This window comes from Rhodococcus sp. P1Y (assembly GCF_003641205.1).
GTDB lineage: Bacteria > Actinomycetota > Actinomycetes > Mycobacteriales > Mycobacteriaceae > Rhodococcoides.
Genome location: NZ_CP032762.1, coordinates 1,796,168 through 1,811,024, shown reverse-complemented (window position 1 = coordinate 1,811,024; position 14,857 = coordinate 1,796,168). Strand labels below are relative to the sequence as shown.

The following is a 14,857-nucleotide window of genomic DNA, read 5'->3' as shown; positions in this document are numbered from 1 at the left end:
GAAGAGGCGACTTCATCATGACCATCACCACCCCAGCCACGGCTCACGATCCCGTCACGCTCGAAGTGATTCGAATGCGACTCGACTCGATCGTCGAGGAGATGGGCATCGCGATGATTCGTTCCAGCGGATCGCCCGTCATCACCGAAGCCGGTGATTTCAACACCGCGCTCTTCACGCCGGACGGCCGCATCTACAGCTACTCCGACTACGTTCAGTTCCACATCGGATCCGGAGGTGTCGCCGTACGAAACCTCGTTGCCACCATCGGCGACGAACAACTTCAACCCGGCGACGCATTCATCTGCAACGACCCGCACACCTCCGGATCGAGCCATCCGCCGGACACCACCGTGATCTCACCGATCTTCCACGGCGGCAAACTGATCGCATGGGCGCAGTCTCAGGCCCACCTCGTCGACGTCGGCGGAATGACCCCCGGCGGCTTCGCACCCGCCGCACTCGACTGCTACAGCGAGGCAGTACGTATCCCGCCGGGCGTCAAGGTCTTCGAAGCGGGCGTACCGGTCGAATCGACGAAACGTCTGCTGCTCAACAACGTTCGCGTGCCGGTTCTCTACTGGAACGACGTCCGAAGTCTGGTCGCCAGTAACAACACCGGAATCACACGTTTACTCGAGGCGATCGACGAGTTCGGCTACGAGGAGTTCCATCGCTACTCCGAACTCAGCTTCGAGCTCGCCGAGCACGTGGTCCGTGAGCGGGTGGCGAAGCTACCCGACGGCACGTGGGAAGCCGACGAGTGGACCGAACACAACGGACACGAGAACGGTCTCTACCGAATTCACTGCACCCTCACCAAGTCCGGTGACTCCATCACGTTCGACTTCACCGACTCGAGCGATCAGACCGGCGGGTTCGTCAATTGTTCGTACGGCGCACTACTCGGTAGCGTCGCCAGCGCCGTAGTTCCGATCCTCGCTTGGGACGTGCCGTTCAACGAAGGCGTCGTCGCAGCGTTCGACGTCGAGACCAGACGAGGAAGCATCGTCGACCCCGTACCACCGGCTCCCATCAGCAACGGCCACCTGACCACCGGCGCCCGCGTCAGCCGAGTAGTCACCAAGCTTCTCAACGAATTGTGCAGAGACAGCGACGACCGCATTCTGCGCGGGCGCACGCAGGGGGTGTGGGCGGATTCCTGGACCGGCGGAATCTCCGCAGGCACCACCGACGACGGCGAGTACACCGTGCTGTTCAACATGGACGGCGGCGCGGTGGGGGCGGGTGCACAGCCCGATACCAACGGGCTCGACTGCGCAGGCATGATGACCCAGGTCAACAATCTTCTTCCCGACGTCGAAATGAACGAAATGCTCTACCCCGTCCTGTATCTGTGGAAGAGACTCTCGCTCACCAGCGGTGGGCACGGTCGCACCCGCGGTGGTCTCGGCGCAGAATTCGCGTGGACCTTGCACGGCGCACAGTCGGTCGTTCAGACGGTCTTCGCACCCACCGCGCAGGTCCCGGCCGAAGGCTTCGGCGGCGGTTTTCCCGGCGGCGGCAGCGGCCACGAGATCTGGCGAAAGAGCAACGTCGGCAATCTGATCGACGAAGGCGTCGTGCCGTCCGAGGACGTACTCGAGTCCGAACGCCGGCAGCTGCTCGACATCAACCACACCGGACTGTCGGTCGACGCCGGGGATATCTTCGTGCAGTGGTGCGCGGGCGGTGGCGGCTACGGCGATCCACTGCTCAGGTCGGCACAGTCCGTCGCCCAGGACGTCCGAGACGCCTACATCACTGGCCTCGCAGCACGTTTCGTGTACGGCGTTGCGCTCGATGCGGCAGGCGAGGTCGACGACGCAGGCACCGAGAACCTGCGCGGGGCGCTGAGACGCGAACGACTCGGGGCCGATCCGTCGCGGACAGTCGTCAACGACAATGCCTCGGTGTTCGTCTCTCCTTCACGCACAGATACTGCATGGCTGTGCCCTGCGTGCGACGGTGATCTCGGCACAGGTGAGTCCTGGCAAGATGGTTGTGTGAGAACAACTGCGGTGGCATCCGACGCCCTCGAATCGATGGGCGTGCGTATCCGAGCACGAGAGGACGATGGCCAGGTGTATTTGGATCAGAGCGTATGCACGCACTGCGGAACGCAACTCGATGCTCGAATCCGAGTCGACGGGGTCACCACCATCGTGTCCGGGTCGAAGCCATGACGGGAATAGCCGACGCAGTCGGAACGCGTGGATCGCTGGACGGCGTGATCGTCCTCGACGTGTCGCGCGTCGTCGCGGGCCCGTACTGCTCTCAGATTCTGGCCGACCTCGGCGCGACAGTGATCAAGGTGGAGAACCCCCGCGATCCGGACTACACCCGGACGTTTCCGCCGTTCATGAACGGCGACCCCGACGGCTTCAGCGCGTTCTACGCGCAGTACAACCGCGGCAAGCAGGGAATCACCATCGATCTGGGCACAGCCGAGGGCAAACAGGTCCTCCGCGACCTCGTCGCAAAAGCAGACATCCTGGTCGAGAACTTCCGGCCAGGGACCATGGACAAGCTCGGCGTCGGGTACTCGTCACTCAAGGAGATCAATACTGCGCTCGTCTACACAGCCATCTCGGGCTACGGCCAGACCGGTCCGTTGAGCAGGCGTCCCGCATACGACAACACTGCGCAGGCGGCGGGCGGTCTGTGGTCGATGAACGGATACCCGGACCGCCCCGCGGTGCGCGTCGGGACCATCATCGGTGACCTGTCGGCAACGATGTTCGGCGTGATTGGGACCCTCGCGGCCCTTCGTCACGCCGAACGTACGGGCGTGGGTCAACTCGTCGATGTCGCACAGACCGATTCGGTCGTCGCGATGACCGAGACCGCGGTCGTCGATTACACGGTTTCCGGCAAGGTTGCGGGCCAGCTCGGCAATCAGCATCCCTTCGTCCGTCCGTACGAGCTCTTCCCGTGCAAGGACGGGTTCGTGTTCTTCGGCGGATACACCGATAAGTTCTGGCGCATCACCTGCGAGATGTTCGGACAACCCGAGTTCGCAGATGACCCCGAGATCGACACCATGACAAAGCGTTTCGTCGACGAGGTCTACGAACGCCGCGTACGACCGCTGATCAACGGATGGTTCGCCGACTACACCAAGGCCGAGCTGGAGACGATGGCCGGGGACCGAGTACCGATGACCGCCATCAAGTCGATGGACGAGGTCGTCGTCGACGAGCAAACGTTGGCCAGGGAGATGATCGTAGATGTCGACTACGACGAGTTGGGGACGCTCCGCATGTTCGGGCAGCCGATCAAGCTGAGTGAGACCCCTGCAACGCCTGCTCGCAAGGCGAACCAGGTGGGCGAGCACACCGATTCGGTGCTCGAGCACATTGCGGGATACAGCGAGTCCCACATCGAGAAGCTACGGGAATTCGGTGCAATCTGATGAGCGTTCGCTACGAGAAGACCGGTACCACGGCGGTCGTAACCATTGACCGCCCGGACAAGCTGAATTCGTTGACGCTGGCGATGTACGACGAACTCGGGCAGGCATTCGCCTCGGCGCGGGACGACGACGCAGTGGCAGCGGTGGTGCTGACCGGGGCTGGACGCGCATTCTGCGTCGGCGCAGACCTCACCGAATCGATTCCTGCCCTCGCCGAGGGCAGGTTCGACATCTCCGAATGGGACGATGCTCACCAGAAGCACTCGAGGTTGTTCAAGCCGGTGATCTGCGCCGTCAACGGTCTAGCACTGGGCGGCGGTTTCGAGATCATGCTCTCGACCGATCTTCGAATCGCCTCCGAAACAGCACGTTTCGGCCTCCCGGAAGCCGGAGTCGGCGTCGTACCTGCGGGTGGGACGCTGGCGCGGCTCACCCGTCAGATCTCCTACGCACACGCGATGGAACTCCTGATGCTCGCCGATCAGATCGACGCCTCCACAGCCTTCCGAATGGGACTCGTCAACTCTGTCGTCGAACCCAACCGTGTACTCGAGACGGCCATGGAGTGGGCTGACCGAATCGCCACGTTGTCGGGAAATGCACTGTCCGTAACCAAAAGAGCTGTACAGCAACTAGCGGACATGCCGCTCGACGCGGCATTCCACGCCGAAGCTTTGTACGGTCAGCAGGCTTTCGCCTCCGACGACGCCCGTGCCGGGTTGGCGGCGTTCGCCAATCGATCCACCCCGGTATTCCCCAGCAGGCGCGGTCGGTAGCCTCGATCGTCCGTCCCCGACGCTGTTCAGGCTTTCGATCGACCGTCGACGAGTTCGATCAGAGCCGTCGCGGCGGCTGCAGACGAGTTCGGGTTCTGCCCCGTGATCAGGATGTCGTCACTGACGACGTAGGAGTCCCAGTCCTGGCCCTTGCTGTAGTTGCCGCCGAGGCGAATCAACTCGTCCTCGACGAGGAATGGGACTACGTCGGTCAGGCCGACGCCGTCCTCCTCGCCGTTGGTGAATCCGGTGACCGTTCGGCCGGAGACAAGTGGACTTCCGTCCTCGTTGACCACATGCCGCAGCACACCGGGCGCGTGGCAGACCAATGCAACCGGGATCTGCTGGCGCAGAGCCCCTTCTATCAGTGAGATCGACGTGCGGTCCTCGGCAAGGTCCCATAGTGGGCCGTGGCCGCCCGGGTAGAAGACGGCGTCGAATTCTGCGACGTCGACGGAATTCAGAACGACGGTGTCGGCAAGTTGCGCGGTTGCGTCGCTGTCCGCTTCGAAGCGATGCGTGTCGGCCGTCTGGAAGTCTGGTTCGTTGCTTTTCGGGTCGAGCGGGGGTTGTCCACCGACCGGCGACGCCAGCACGATGTCCGCGCCCGAATCCTTGAAACGGTAGTACGGGGCGGCCAGTTCCTCCAGCCAGAAGCCGGTCTTCTTCCCGGTGTCGCCCAGCGTGTCGTGCGAGGTCAGAACCATGAGAACCTTCATCGGAAATCCTTTGTTCGAAGTGTGTAGCTTGACTGAACGTCAGAGTGCGATGTTCAGGAAAGTGCGTGTGAGGGTGAGCGCGTTGTTCATGGAATCGGCGTTTCGGTTGAGCTTGGATACGACACTTGCGCCGAGCCACAACTCGTAGAGCGCTGCGGCGGTTCTGCCCGGCTCCCCGACGAGAGTTATCGACTCGTCCGCGATACCCTCACGAAGTGCACGCTCGACGCGTCGCACGATCGCGTCGATCCCGTCTTTCAGAGCGATTCGCATCGATTCGGACAGGTCGGCCACCTCGGCACCCAGCTTGACCGCCAAGCACTTTCCCTGACAGTCGAAGCTGCTCTGCGACTCGATCCAGGACTCGAAGTAGTCCAGAATTCGTTGCGCCGCCGTGCGATTGCCACGGCCGAGGATTTCGTCGAAGTCAGCAAGATACTCGGCGAAGTACGACGACAACATCGCCTCCCCGAGCGCATCCTTGGAAGCGAAGTGGTAGTAGAACGACCCTTTGGGCACGTTGACTGCCGCAAGAATTTCACTGAGACCGACTGCCGTGTAGCCCTTTTTGGCCATCAGAGCCCTGGTGCACGCAATGATCGCTTCCTTGGTGTCGGTGCGGGCGATTGCGGGCATACTCACGACCATACACGCTAGTAGACCGGTCGTCTACTAGTCGTCTGCAGCCTTCTTCGATGACATCCTGGGCGCGTCGGAGTCTTCATAGACCGTGGGATTAGTAAAACCAGTGGCCGGCCGAAGACGAGAGGTAACAATGATCGATTTCAGGGAAGCATCCGAAGGTTTGGCGGACCTAATCGCGCTGGTGACCGACAGCGACCTGCGTCGCCCCACGCCATGCGCGGACTACGCCGTATCAGATCTCCTGCTGCACATAGACGAGGCCGCGACCGGGTTCGCCTCCGTAGCCGGTGGCGTGTCCGGGAGTCCTGCCGTCGCCGACGTCGACGACCAGCAGTCCCGACTGCGGGTTTCCGACCATGTCCGCGACCTTGCACGCGCGTGGCTGGCACCGCAGGCGTGGGACGGCGACTCGGACCTGGCCGGCCTCGAACTGTCGAACGATACGTGGGGAAAGATCGCACTCACCGAGGTGATCGTGCACGGCTGGGATCTCGCGGCAGCCACCGGCCACGAGTTCTCACCTCCCGAACACCTCGTCCTCGCATGTCACGATCACGTCGAACTCTTCTTGCCGAACGCGCCCATCCCGCAACTGTGGGGAGACCGAGTCGAGATCGTTGACGCGTCGTTGCTCGAGCGGACCGTGGCAATCGCAGGCCGAGATCCGCGATCATGGCGCAACGGCCCGTCGACCTGACTTCCTAACCTATCTCGGCGCCTGCACGTGGAACTGGTTGCCCAATACTCGCCGAACCATCGGGATTTCCCGGTGATCCTCGAAGTATTGGGCAATACGTCCCAGAATCCAGGGATCCGGTCAACGACGGCCGAGCAATTTCAAGTATGTCGAGGACCCACAGCACCCAAAACTGCGTTCGTCGCTCCATTCGGCAGGTAAAGTGACCTGGTCGAAGCTGCCGCAACCCGCTCATAGCGGCGACTCCCACTCTGCTCTGCGCACGAAGGGATCGAGCTCATGAGTTGGTCGACCACCACCCGGTTTCGCCGCACCACCGTCGTTGCCATCGCCATGGTGCTAGCCACCGCATCGTGTGGCTCCAACGGCGGGAGCGTGAACGAGACACAGCCGAGCACGACCGAGGCGTCCGTCGCGGCCGATGTTGACAGCGACAAGATATTGGAGATCGTCGGTGACAAGGTCACCGAACTCGGCCTGACCGGGGCTGTGTTCGGCGTCTGGCGCGGCGACGAGCAGGTCATCGCCGATGCCGTCGGCGAATCCCCGGTCGGCGTGCCCGCGACACCGGACATGCAGCTACGTGTCGGCCAGCCGATGGAACCGATGCTGTCGACGGTTCTGCTGCAGCTCAGCGAGGAGGGGACCATCGGTCTCGACGAGCCGATCGCGAAGTGGGTTCCCGATTTTCCTCGTGCCGACAAAATCACTCCGCGGATGCTCGCCGACAGCACCTCCGGCATCTCCGACTACGTGACCAACCCCGACTTCCTGAAGATGTTCTACGCGAACCCGATCAAGGGTTTCACCGCCCAGGAAATCTTCGATCTGGCGAACGCTCGACCGCCGTTGTTCGAACCCGGTACGAGCTTCGGGTATGCGCACAGCGACCTCTGCCTACTCGGTGTCGTTCTCGAAAAGGCCACGGATACCGAGTTGGGCGACCTGCTGCAGAACCGAATTTTCGATCCACTCGAGATGACCGCGAGCAAGGTGGTACTCACACCAGAGATGGTCGAACCGATTCTGCACGGCTACACCAACGAACGCGGCGTCTTCGAAGACTCCACGTTCTGGAATCCCACCGCGTTCCTCAACAGCGGAAACATGAACTCGACTCTAGGCGATGTCTCCCGGTGGGTTCGCGCCCTCGGGACCGGAGAATTGTTGTCCGACAACCTGTTCGACGAGATGATGGCACCGTCGACGGCCGGGCTCGGTCCGCTGACGGAGGACAAGTTCTTTGCCTTCGGAACGATACATTTCGGCAGCTGGATCTTCATGAATCCCGCCTTCGGGGGCTACAACGGCGTTGCCATGTACGACACGGACACCAAGACCACCATCGTCGTCTACGTCACTCCGGGCCCCACGACCAACGCCGAGACCAACAATGCCGTTCCGATCGGAAACGACATCGGCGCGCTCCTGCTACCCGACAATCCACCGAAGGTGCCCTGAACCTGCCGTCAGGCTCTTCAGCCGCGTCGGTGTATTTTCCCGCACGGAACGTGCCGAATGTTGCTGAACACGTTCATATTCGGGAAATTAGCCCATTTTTAGTTAAAACAAGCAACAACCACCGAGGTTGTCGGTTGTGAAATTGCACGAACTGGAACAAACCAATTCCAACACTTGATTCGCTCCCCTAACGTTCTCCTCGGCGCCGGAGTTCCGGCACTGCCGGATGCCCAACTGGGACCCGGATTCCCTGGACATGGAGGATCGATCGATGACGCTCAACCTGCCGTCCCGCTCTCGTACGCTCGCTACAATTGCCGCCGCCGTCGCGGTCGCCGGCGCAACATTGGGCGCCGGAAGCGCCAGTGCTGCAACAATTTCTCCCGCCAATACAGCCTTCACCGCGCCTGGGACCATCGTGGTCACCACGCCCGCATCGTTCGGCCTGCCCGTCACCTGCTCGATCTCGTTGTCTGGTTCCACCAGCGCCGACGGGTCCTCTGCTGCAATCACTGCCGCCCAGATCAGCGGTTCGAATCGCCTGTGCGGTCTGCCTCAACTTAAGAACCTGCCCTGGACCCTGACACCTACGAGCGCCACCACCGGCGAGGTTTCCAACGTCGGGTTCTCGCTCTTGGGCTACAACTGCGGCCCGGCCACGCTTGCAGGCACCTTCGACAACATGACCAACACGCTGACGTCCACGAACCAGCCGATGTCCGGCAACTGCACGATCAACAGCCTGTCGGTTCAGCCGGACCCTGCCTTCACCCTGTCCTGACCTCGACTGGTAGACCCGACGCGTCGGCACGGTTTCCTCACCGCAGGGATCGTGCCGACGCCGAAGGTATCTTCGTCTCGGCCCTTATGGCCCGACATCCGACCGCCCGAGAATCTCGTCGGAAATGATCCGCATTTGTATTTCGCTCGTCCCTTCGAAGATCTTGGTCAAACGCGCGTCACGCCAATGTCTTTCCACCTGAAAGTCCGTGGTGTAACCGGCACCGCCGTGAATCTGCACGGCTTCGCTGGTCACCCGTTCAGCCATTTCGGTTGCAACGAGTTTGCACATGGAGGCCTCGAGCGAACACCGTCGGCCGGTGTCGATATCCGTCGCAACCGAGAACATCAGTTGGCGGGCAGCTTCTATCTCGGCAGCCATCATCGCTATCTTGAACCGCAGGTGCTGAAAGTCTGCGAGTGGGTGTCCGAACTGGCGACGTGAGTGCATGTACGCGATGGAGTCTTCGAGTGCGGCACGGGCCAGCCCGATCGCTCGAGCAGCGGTGTGCGCTCGCCCCACCTCGAGCCCGCTGACCGCGAGGTAAAACCCCTTACCTTCCTCACCGAGCATGCTCGAAGCCGGAACATGGAAGTTGTCGAACGCCAATTCCCATGTGCTCCAGCCGAAGTAACCGATCGTACGAACTTTGGTACCGCTGATCCCGTCCGGAAAGACGCCGCGCTCCTTGTCGATCAGGAACGCGCTGATGCCGCGGTGGGGTTTCGTTCGATCCTTCTTCGGGTCCGTTCGAGCGAACAGAACGATGTAATCGGCCTCGTCCGCATAGGTGCACCACATCTTCGTGCCGTCGACGACCCAGTCGTCGCCGCGGCGAGTTGCCCGGCACGCGATGCCGGCGACATCGGAGCCTGCCTCGGCCTCCGAGAGCGCGTACGAGCCGAGGTACTTCCCGGCTGCCACCTGTGGCAACAGTTCCGCTTCTTGTTCTGGCGTGAATCCCCCGCCCATTCCGTTTCCTCGGGCCAGTAAGCCGGCCACACTCATCCACGCCCGCGACAGCTCTTCGGCAACGAGGCAGTATTCGAATACACCGAGGCCGAGACCGCCGTGCTCCTCGGGGATCAGGATGCCGAAGAATCCGACGTCGGACATCGCCTTCTTGAGCGAATCCGGGATCGTTCCGCGCACGGGGTCGAGTTCGTTCGCTATCGGCAGTACCTGGTTCATCGCGAAGTCGCGGGCGAGGTCACGGATCGCGACGCGCTCGTCGGTCATGTACCGCGGGGATTCCGTGCGGGGCTTCGATGGTCGATGGGTCACGGAACACGCTCCTGACGGGGACGCTCGCGCATGAGAGCTAGGTCGGGATGCCGCTCTCGTCGCAGGGCGCGGGATGCCCGTCGTCGATGAGCTGCAATGTCACCCGCATCTCGTCGGGTTGGATGCTGCCCGACCAGTCGGCATAGGGATGATCGAGGAACGCCACGACGACTAACGCCGAGGCCACGAGCGCCGAAACGAACGCAATAGGAATCGCCTGTACGACGGCGCTTTCACGTCGATCGGCCTGAACGCACATGTAGGTGAGAATGGCCGACGCCCCGATCCCCAGCACGATCCACAGCGGGACCGGGACCGACGGTGCTGCCTCGGCCGCGCGGGCGCGGCGACCGTCTCGTCGCTCGGCTTGCTGGTCGAACCATTGCCCGTACGCCGCCTCCTGAGAGGCGCCTACGGGTGACGTCGCTGCGAAATCCTCGACCATGGTGTCGACCCAACGCGCGACCGTCGGAGACGTCTCGCCCCGAGCCATCGCGGGCCATTCGTCGGCGACGACGGCACGCCCGTAACAAATGAGGTCACCGTGTAGGCGTTCGCCCTCGCGACCTTCGAGAACCTCGGCCACGTTGTGCAATTCGGTCAGCGCGACGGCCTCGACGCTGGCCCCGTCACGCGCACTCTGGTAGCTCTGCAGGGCGAAGAAAATGGTGAACGCCAACAGCACGGCGAACATGGTTCCGATCACCGTCAGAGCACCTGCCGCACGAGTGCTGTCGATGAACCACCCTGGGTCGGGCGCGCGGGTTCGCGCTGCAAGCTTGACCGTGACCGCCAAGACCACGACGATGACCACCACTAAACCCAGTATCCAGCTCGGCACCGGGCAACTGTAGGCGCGCTGGGGGCACAACGTGTCGCGAATGCGCCTACTTCGATTTCGCTACGCCTCATGCCGCCGCATTCTAGAGTTGGTGCCAGTGCACCGAGGTGTGGACCGGACAGAGGCGATGCTGTGATCCCGAAGGTCAGGACGGCGCTCCGGCTGGCCGGCATGCGTCCGCTCCCGCAGTTCCCGCAGTGGCGCGCAGGTGCAGCAATACCCCTGCAGGGCAAGCGGATACTCCTGACCGGCGCGTCCTCCGGTATCGGTGCCGTCGCCGCCCTGAAGCTCGCAGCCGAAGGCGCCACCGTCATCGCCGTGGCGCGCCGGGAGTCTCTCCTTACCGAGGTCGTCGACCGGATCACGGCGGCGGGTGGCGACGCCTTTGCCATCCGGGCGAACCTGTCCGAACTCGACGAAGTCGATGAGGTGGTGAGGCGTGCCGGGCCGGTGGACATCCTGATCAACAACGCAGCCAGGTCGATCAGGAGACCGCTGTCGGAGTCGCTGGAGCGCTGGCACGACGTCGAGCGAGTGATGGCGCTCAATTACTATGCGCCGCTCCGGCTGATCCGAGGAGTGTCCCCCGGCATGATCGAACGCGGTGACGGTCACATCATCAATATCGCCACCTGGCGGGTGCTCCCGGAATCCTCTCCGATGTTCGCCGCCTACAACGCTTCGAAGGCCGCACTCAGCGCTGTCAGCCGCGTGATAGACACCGAATGGGGAAAAGCGGGCGTGCACTCCACCACCATCTACTACCCCTTGGTGGCGACTCCCATGATCGCTCCCACACGGGCTTACGACGGCATCGCCTCACTCACCGCAGACGAAGCCGCCGGCTGGATGGTCACCGCTGCCAAGACCCGACCGATCCGCATCGCGCCCCGAAAAGCCCTCGCGCTGCGTGCACTCGACGTTCTTGCGCCTCGCGCCCTCAACAACATACTCGAACGAGAGACCGACCGGATGAATGCGAGAAACCATGCAGTCCACATCAATTCGAACTAGGGCCAAGCTCGCATTCGGAGCCACAATTTCTGTCACCCTCCTGCTGACCGGTTGTACGAACTCCGAGCCCGCCGCAGGCTATCCGTCTGGGCCCGTCACGATGACTGCGGGAGCGGGCCCGGGCAGCGGCTTCGACCTCACCATCCGCTCGGTGGTCGACGCTCTGCAGGCAGAAGGCATCGTCGACGTCCCGCTCCCGGTGCAGAATCGGCCCGGGGGCAGCGGCGCCGACTTCCTCGCCGAGATGGTCCAGGATCACGGCGGCGCCGACGACCAGGTCGCGGTGACATCACTGTCGATGATGGTGAATCAGGAGAGCGGCGCGTCGCCGTACGGCTATTCCGACGTCACCATGATCGCTCGACTGATGAGCGAGTACTACGTCGTCGTGACGCGGCCCGACTCCCCCTTCCGAAACCTCGGCGACTTGATGGCCGGCATCGAGGCCGATCCGTCGGGCATTGCGGTCGGGGCTGCAAACGACGACGAACTTCCTTTCGCCCTGCTGGTATCAGCAGCGGGCGGCGACCCGTCCTCCGTTCGGTACGTCACCCACGAGGGTGGCGGCGACCAGATCGCAGCACTGACGGCCGGCGACATCGACGTTGCGATAGGCGGTGTCAGCGAGTTCGTCGACCAGGTGACGGCCGGGGACCTCGCAGCACTCGGTGTGCTGGCCGAAAACCCGGTGCCCGGACTCGACGTACCGACCGCCGCAGAACAGGGACTCGACGTCACCCTGTCCAACTGGCGGGGTCTGTACGGGCCGCCGGACATGCCAGCCGACGCGCTCGACTACTGGCAAACGGCGCTCGCGCAGATGGTGCAGACGCAGACCTGGAAGGAGATCGCAGAACGCAGCAAGTTCACGACCACGTTCATGATCGACGACGAGTTCCAGACCTTCTTGGCCGCGACCCAGGAGGACGTCGACGCCGGACTACGCGTCGCACCGCGATGAGCGAATCCCCTGTCGGTCTGGGACACAAGCCTGAGAACCTCTTTCTCGGTGCAGGATTGATCACTGCGGCTTTCCTCTGCGTATCACTTGTCGGCGCGCTGGCCAAGCAATCCGGCACCTACACGTCGACTGGCGTGATATTGCTGTTCCAGAACGCCATTGGACTTCTGTTCGTCGTTCCGATTGCTCTGCGCAGCGGGACATCCTCGGTGAAGACCAGCAGGATCGGCCTGCACGTGCTGCGGGCTGCGATGGGGACAGCGTGTTGGTATTCCTTGTTCTTCGCGATCACGCAGATCCCGTTTGCCAACGCCACACTGCTGACGTACAGCGCGCCCCTGTGGATGCCGCTGATCGCGTGGGCGGTGTCCCGGCAGCGCATCGCAGGATCGACGTGGATCGGTGCCGGCGTCGGCTTCGTAGGAGTGGTGCTCGTGCTCGGCCCCCAGAGTCACGGCTTCGGCCTCGGCTCGTCGGCAGCCCTTGCAGGAGCGCTGTTTCTGGCTGTCGCGATGATGTCGGTCCGCTGGCTAGGCGCAACCGAACCAACGATCAGGGTTCTCTTCTACTACTTCCTTCTGTCGACCGTCATTTCGATCCCGATCGCCGTCGTGGACTGGCAACCGATCCCGGCGGCGGCATGGGTGTGGCTGACGGCGCTCGGGTGCGTCCAGTTGGCGTCGCAAGCCCTCATCGTTGTCGCCTACCGATACGCCCCGGCCGAAAAGATCGGACCGTTCATCTATACCGTCATCGTCTTCAGCGCACTCATCGACTGGGTCGTCTGGAATCACCGGCCGACGCTCCTCGCCGGGCTCGGCATGCTGCTCGTGATCGGTGGGGGCCTGGTCGCCGTACGAGCCAGACGCCGGTCAGGATGAGTTTCGGTCGGAGTTCAACGACACGTGGAAACCGTGTTCGGAGGAGGTGTGAATTGGGTAGCGGTTGTCCAGCTGCGCCGGATCCGATTGTGCATCGGGGAACTTGTCCAAGAACGCGTTGACGTACACGGCAATCATCGACAACGCGAAAGCCTTTCCCGGGCACGATCTGGGCCCTTTGCCGAACGGCATCACCAGTGGGACATCCGAGTGCTTCGTCAGCAGTCGACCCGGATCGAACGTTGCACCGTACGATGCGTGCAGAGCATGAATGTTCGCCATCACCAGCGTGTTTCGGAGCAGCCTGACACTTTCCCCGTCGAACTCGATGTCGAAGTCCTCGGTCACTCGACCATTGAAGACGGACCCGGGCGTGTCGACGCGCAACGCTTCCATGATGCACGCACGTAGTACCGCAGATTCCCCTGCAGACTCGGGTAGAACTGCGGTTACACGTTCCTTCCAGCGCGCATTTTTCGGGTCGAGTAGGTACTTCAGGGTCGCGAGGATCGCAGTTCGCGTGGTGTCGACAGCTGCAACGAAGGATGTCGAGGTGTCGTCCCGGACGATGTCCGCGTGGAAACCCGAGATGCCGTGCAGTCTCCGAATGTGGCCGGCGACTGTGCCATCCAGCGGGGTCGTCGCCATCACGGACATATGCTGTTGCAGCACAGCGATATTGGCTCGCATCGAACGCTGCTCGCGACTGAAGGCGATGCGCTGCAATCTCGGCTCGACCCTCATCGCATAGTGGCTCGCGAACTTCCTCAGACGCAGGAAGTTGTCGTACATCGCCTCGGCGAACGTCAGCATCTGTTGATCGCCGCGCCCATCGAGGTACGGGACGAGCTCGAGCGCCGCCTCACCCCACATCGCTTCGGCGACGGCATCGCGAACGCACGCAGTGATCACGGGACGGAGGTCGAGGAATGCGGGTCCAGCCAGAGCACCAAGCTGTTGATCGAGTGCGCGCAGAGTCGCGGTCTCGGCGTATCTGGAACTGGTCGCGACAACCAGATTCCTCTTCCTGTCCTTGAATCCGGGGTTCCGAGACGACGCGAACGTGATCGCTTCCGGGCTGAGCTGACCGAACGAATAGCGTGCCGCAGTATCTCGATCGATGAAGCGCCCGGCAATTTTCGGGTTCACTATTGCCTCGATCGCCCTGCGAGAGACTGCGTACAACTGAACCCGGCTGCCACGCCACGTTCCGATGAAGTCGGAGCCCTGGTCGCCGACGAAGACGTGATCCCTGGCCAGCTTGTGGCCGAGGGCACCCGAGACCTTCAATTCGGCCGAGAAGGGCAGCGGGCCGCCGTCGAAACGAATACCCTGCCGCCTGTAGCTGGCGCGCTGCGCAAACACCGACGTCACAGGGCCAC

Annotated in this window: 14 protein-coding genes; 9 read left to right on the top strand and 5 right to left on the bottom strand. The window is 62.6% G+C overall.

Going from position 1 to position 14,857, the window contains the following annotated elements; genetic code table 11:
• Positions 1–17 precede the first annotated feature (17 nt).
• The 3 genes from D8W71_RS08485 to D8W71_RS08475 are packed head-to-tail and all read left to right on the top strand — an operon-like array spanning position 18 to position 4,191.
• Positions 18–2,186 (top strand): hydantoinase B/oxoprolinase family protein, encoded by a 2,169-nt coding sequence (locus D8W71_RS08485; RefSeq protein WP_121112640.1) that lies wholly within the window; start codon positions 18–20, stop codon positions 2,184–2,186.
• Positions 2,183–3,415: a CaiB/BaiF CoA transferase family protein gene (locus D8W71_RS08480; RefSeq protein WP_121112638.1), complete on the top strand. Its 1,233-nt coding sequence runs from the start codon at positions 2,183–2,185 to the stop codon at positions 3,413–3,415. The genes D8W71_RS08485 and D8W71_RS08480 overlap by 4 nt, the downstream gene beginning before the upstream one ends.
• Positions 3,415–4,191: an enoyl-CoA hydratase/isomerase family protein gene (locus D8W71_RS08475; RefSeq protein ID WP_121112636.1), complete on the top strand. Its 777-nt coding sequence runs from the start codon at positions 3,415–3,417 to the stop codon at positions 4,189–4,191. The genes D8W71_RS08480 and D8W71_RS08475 overlap by 1 nt, the downstream gene beginning before the upstream one ends.
• Before the next feature lie 26 nt (positions 4,192–4,217).
• Here the strand turns inward: D8W71_RS08475 and D8W71_RS08470 are convergent, their stop codons facing one another.
• The gene (locus tag D8W71_RS08470; protein WP_121112634.1) at positions 4,218–4,910 is read right to left on the bottom strand and encodes a type 1 glutamine amidotransferase domain-containing protein; all 693 of its coding nucleotides are present in this window, start codon (positions 4,908–4,910) and stop codon (positions 4,218–4,220) included.
• A gap of 39 nt (positions 4,911–4,949) precedes the next feature.
• On the bottom strand, positions 4,950–5,546 hold the full coding sequence (locus D8W71_RS08465) for a TetR/AcrR family transcriptional regulator (protein ID WP_121118827.1): 597 nt from the start codon (positions 5,544–5,546) through the stop codon (positions 4,950–4,952).
• 139 nt (positions 5,547–5,685) lie between these two features.
• Here D8W71_RS08465 and D8W71_RS08460 point away from each other — a divergent pair, with 139 nt between their 5' ends.
• The 3 genes from D8W71_RS08460 (at position 5,686) to praA (ending at position 8,494) form a co-directional block, all read left to right on the top strand.
• Positions 5,686–6,252: a TIGR03086 family metal-binding protein gene (locus D8W71_RS08460; RefSeq protein WP_121112632.1), complete on the top strand. Its 567-nt coding sequence runs from the start codon at positions 5,686–5,688 to the stop codon at positions 6,250–6,252.
• A gap of 279 nt (positions 6,253–6,531) precedes the next feature.
• Positions 6,532–7,713, top strand: a complete 1,182-nt coding sequence (locus tag D8W71_RS08455) for a serine hydrolase domain-containing protein (protein ID WP_121112630.1) — start codon at positions 6,532–6,534, stop codon at positions 7,711–7,713.
• Positions 7,714–7,984: 271 nt separating this feature from the next.
• Positions 7,985–8,494 carry an alkane oxidation protein activator PraA gene (praA, locus tag D8W71_RS08450; protein WP_121118825.1) on the top strand — a complete coding sequence of 170 codons (510 nt, stop codon included), beginning with the start codon at positions 7,985–7,987 and terminating at the stop codon, positions 8,492–8,494.
• A gap of 84 nt (positions 8,495–8,578) precedes the next feature.
• Here praA and D8W71_RS08445 read toward each other — a convergent pair whose 3' ends face one another.
• Together D8W71_RS08445 and D8W71_RS08440 are read right to left on the bottom strand one after the other, a co-directional pair.
• On the bottom strand, positions 8,579–9,778 hold the full coding sequence (locus D8W71_RS08445; RefSeq protein ID WP_121112628.1) for an acyl-CoA dehydrogenase family protein: 1,200 nt from the start codon (positions 9,776–9,778) through the stop codon (positions 8,579–8,581).
• A 37-nt stretch (positions 9,779–9,815) separates the two neighbouring features.
• Complete coding sequence (locus D8W71_RS08440) at positions 9,816–10,619, bottom strand: bestrophin-like domain (protein ID WP_121112625.1); 804 nt, start codon at positions 10,617–10,619, stop codon at positions 9,816–9,818.
• A 69-nt stretch (positions 10,620–10,688) separates the two neighbouring features.
• Here D8W71_RS08440 and D8W71_RS08435 point away from each other — a divergent pair, with 69 nt between their 5' ends.
• From D8W71_RS08435 to D8W71_RS08425, 3 genes are read left to right on the top strand one after another with little or no spacing between them, the layout of a single operon-like run.
• Positions 10,689–11,633: an SDR family oxidoreductase gene (locus tag D8W71_RS08435; RefSeq protein ID WP_201265296.1), complete on the top strand. Its 945-nt coding sequence runs from the start codon at positions 10,689–10,691 to the stop codon at positions 11,631–11,633.
• Entirely contained in the window at positions 11,608–12,594 is a 987-nt protein-coding gene (locus D8W71_RS08430; RefSeq protein WP_121112621.1) for a tripartite tricarboxylate transporter substrate binding protein, read from the top strand. Before D8W71_RS08435 ends, D8W71_RS08430 begins: the two co-directional genes overlap by 26 nt.
• Complete coding sequence (locus D8W71_RS08425; RefSeq protein ID WP_121112620.1) at positions 12,591–13,475, top strand: DMT family transporter; 885 nt, start codon at positions 12,591–12,593, stop codon at positions 13,473–13,475. Before D8W71_RS08430 ends, D8W71_RS08425 begins: the two co-directional genes overlap by 4 nt.
• On the opposite strand, the gene D8W71_RS08420 is transcribed toward D8W71_RS08425, so the two are convergent.
• Positions 13,467–14,849, bottom strand: coding sequence for a cytochrome P450 (locus tag D8W71_RS08420; RefSeq protein WP_121112618.1), 1,383 nt, complete (start codon positions 14,847–14,849; stop codon positions 13,467–13,469). The two genes, D8W71_RS08425 and D8W71_RS08420, sit on opposite strands and share 9 nt — an antisense overlap.
• Between the last annotated feature and the right edge of the window lie 8 nt (positions 14,850–14,857).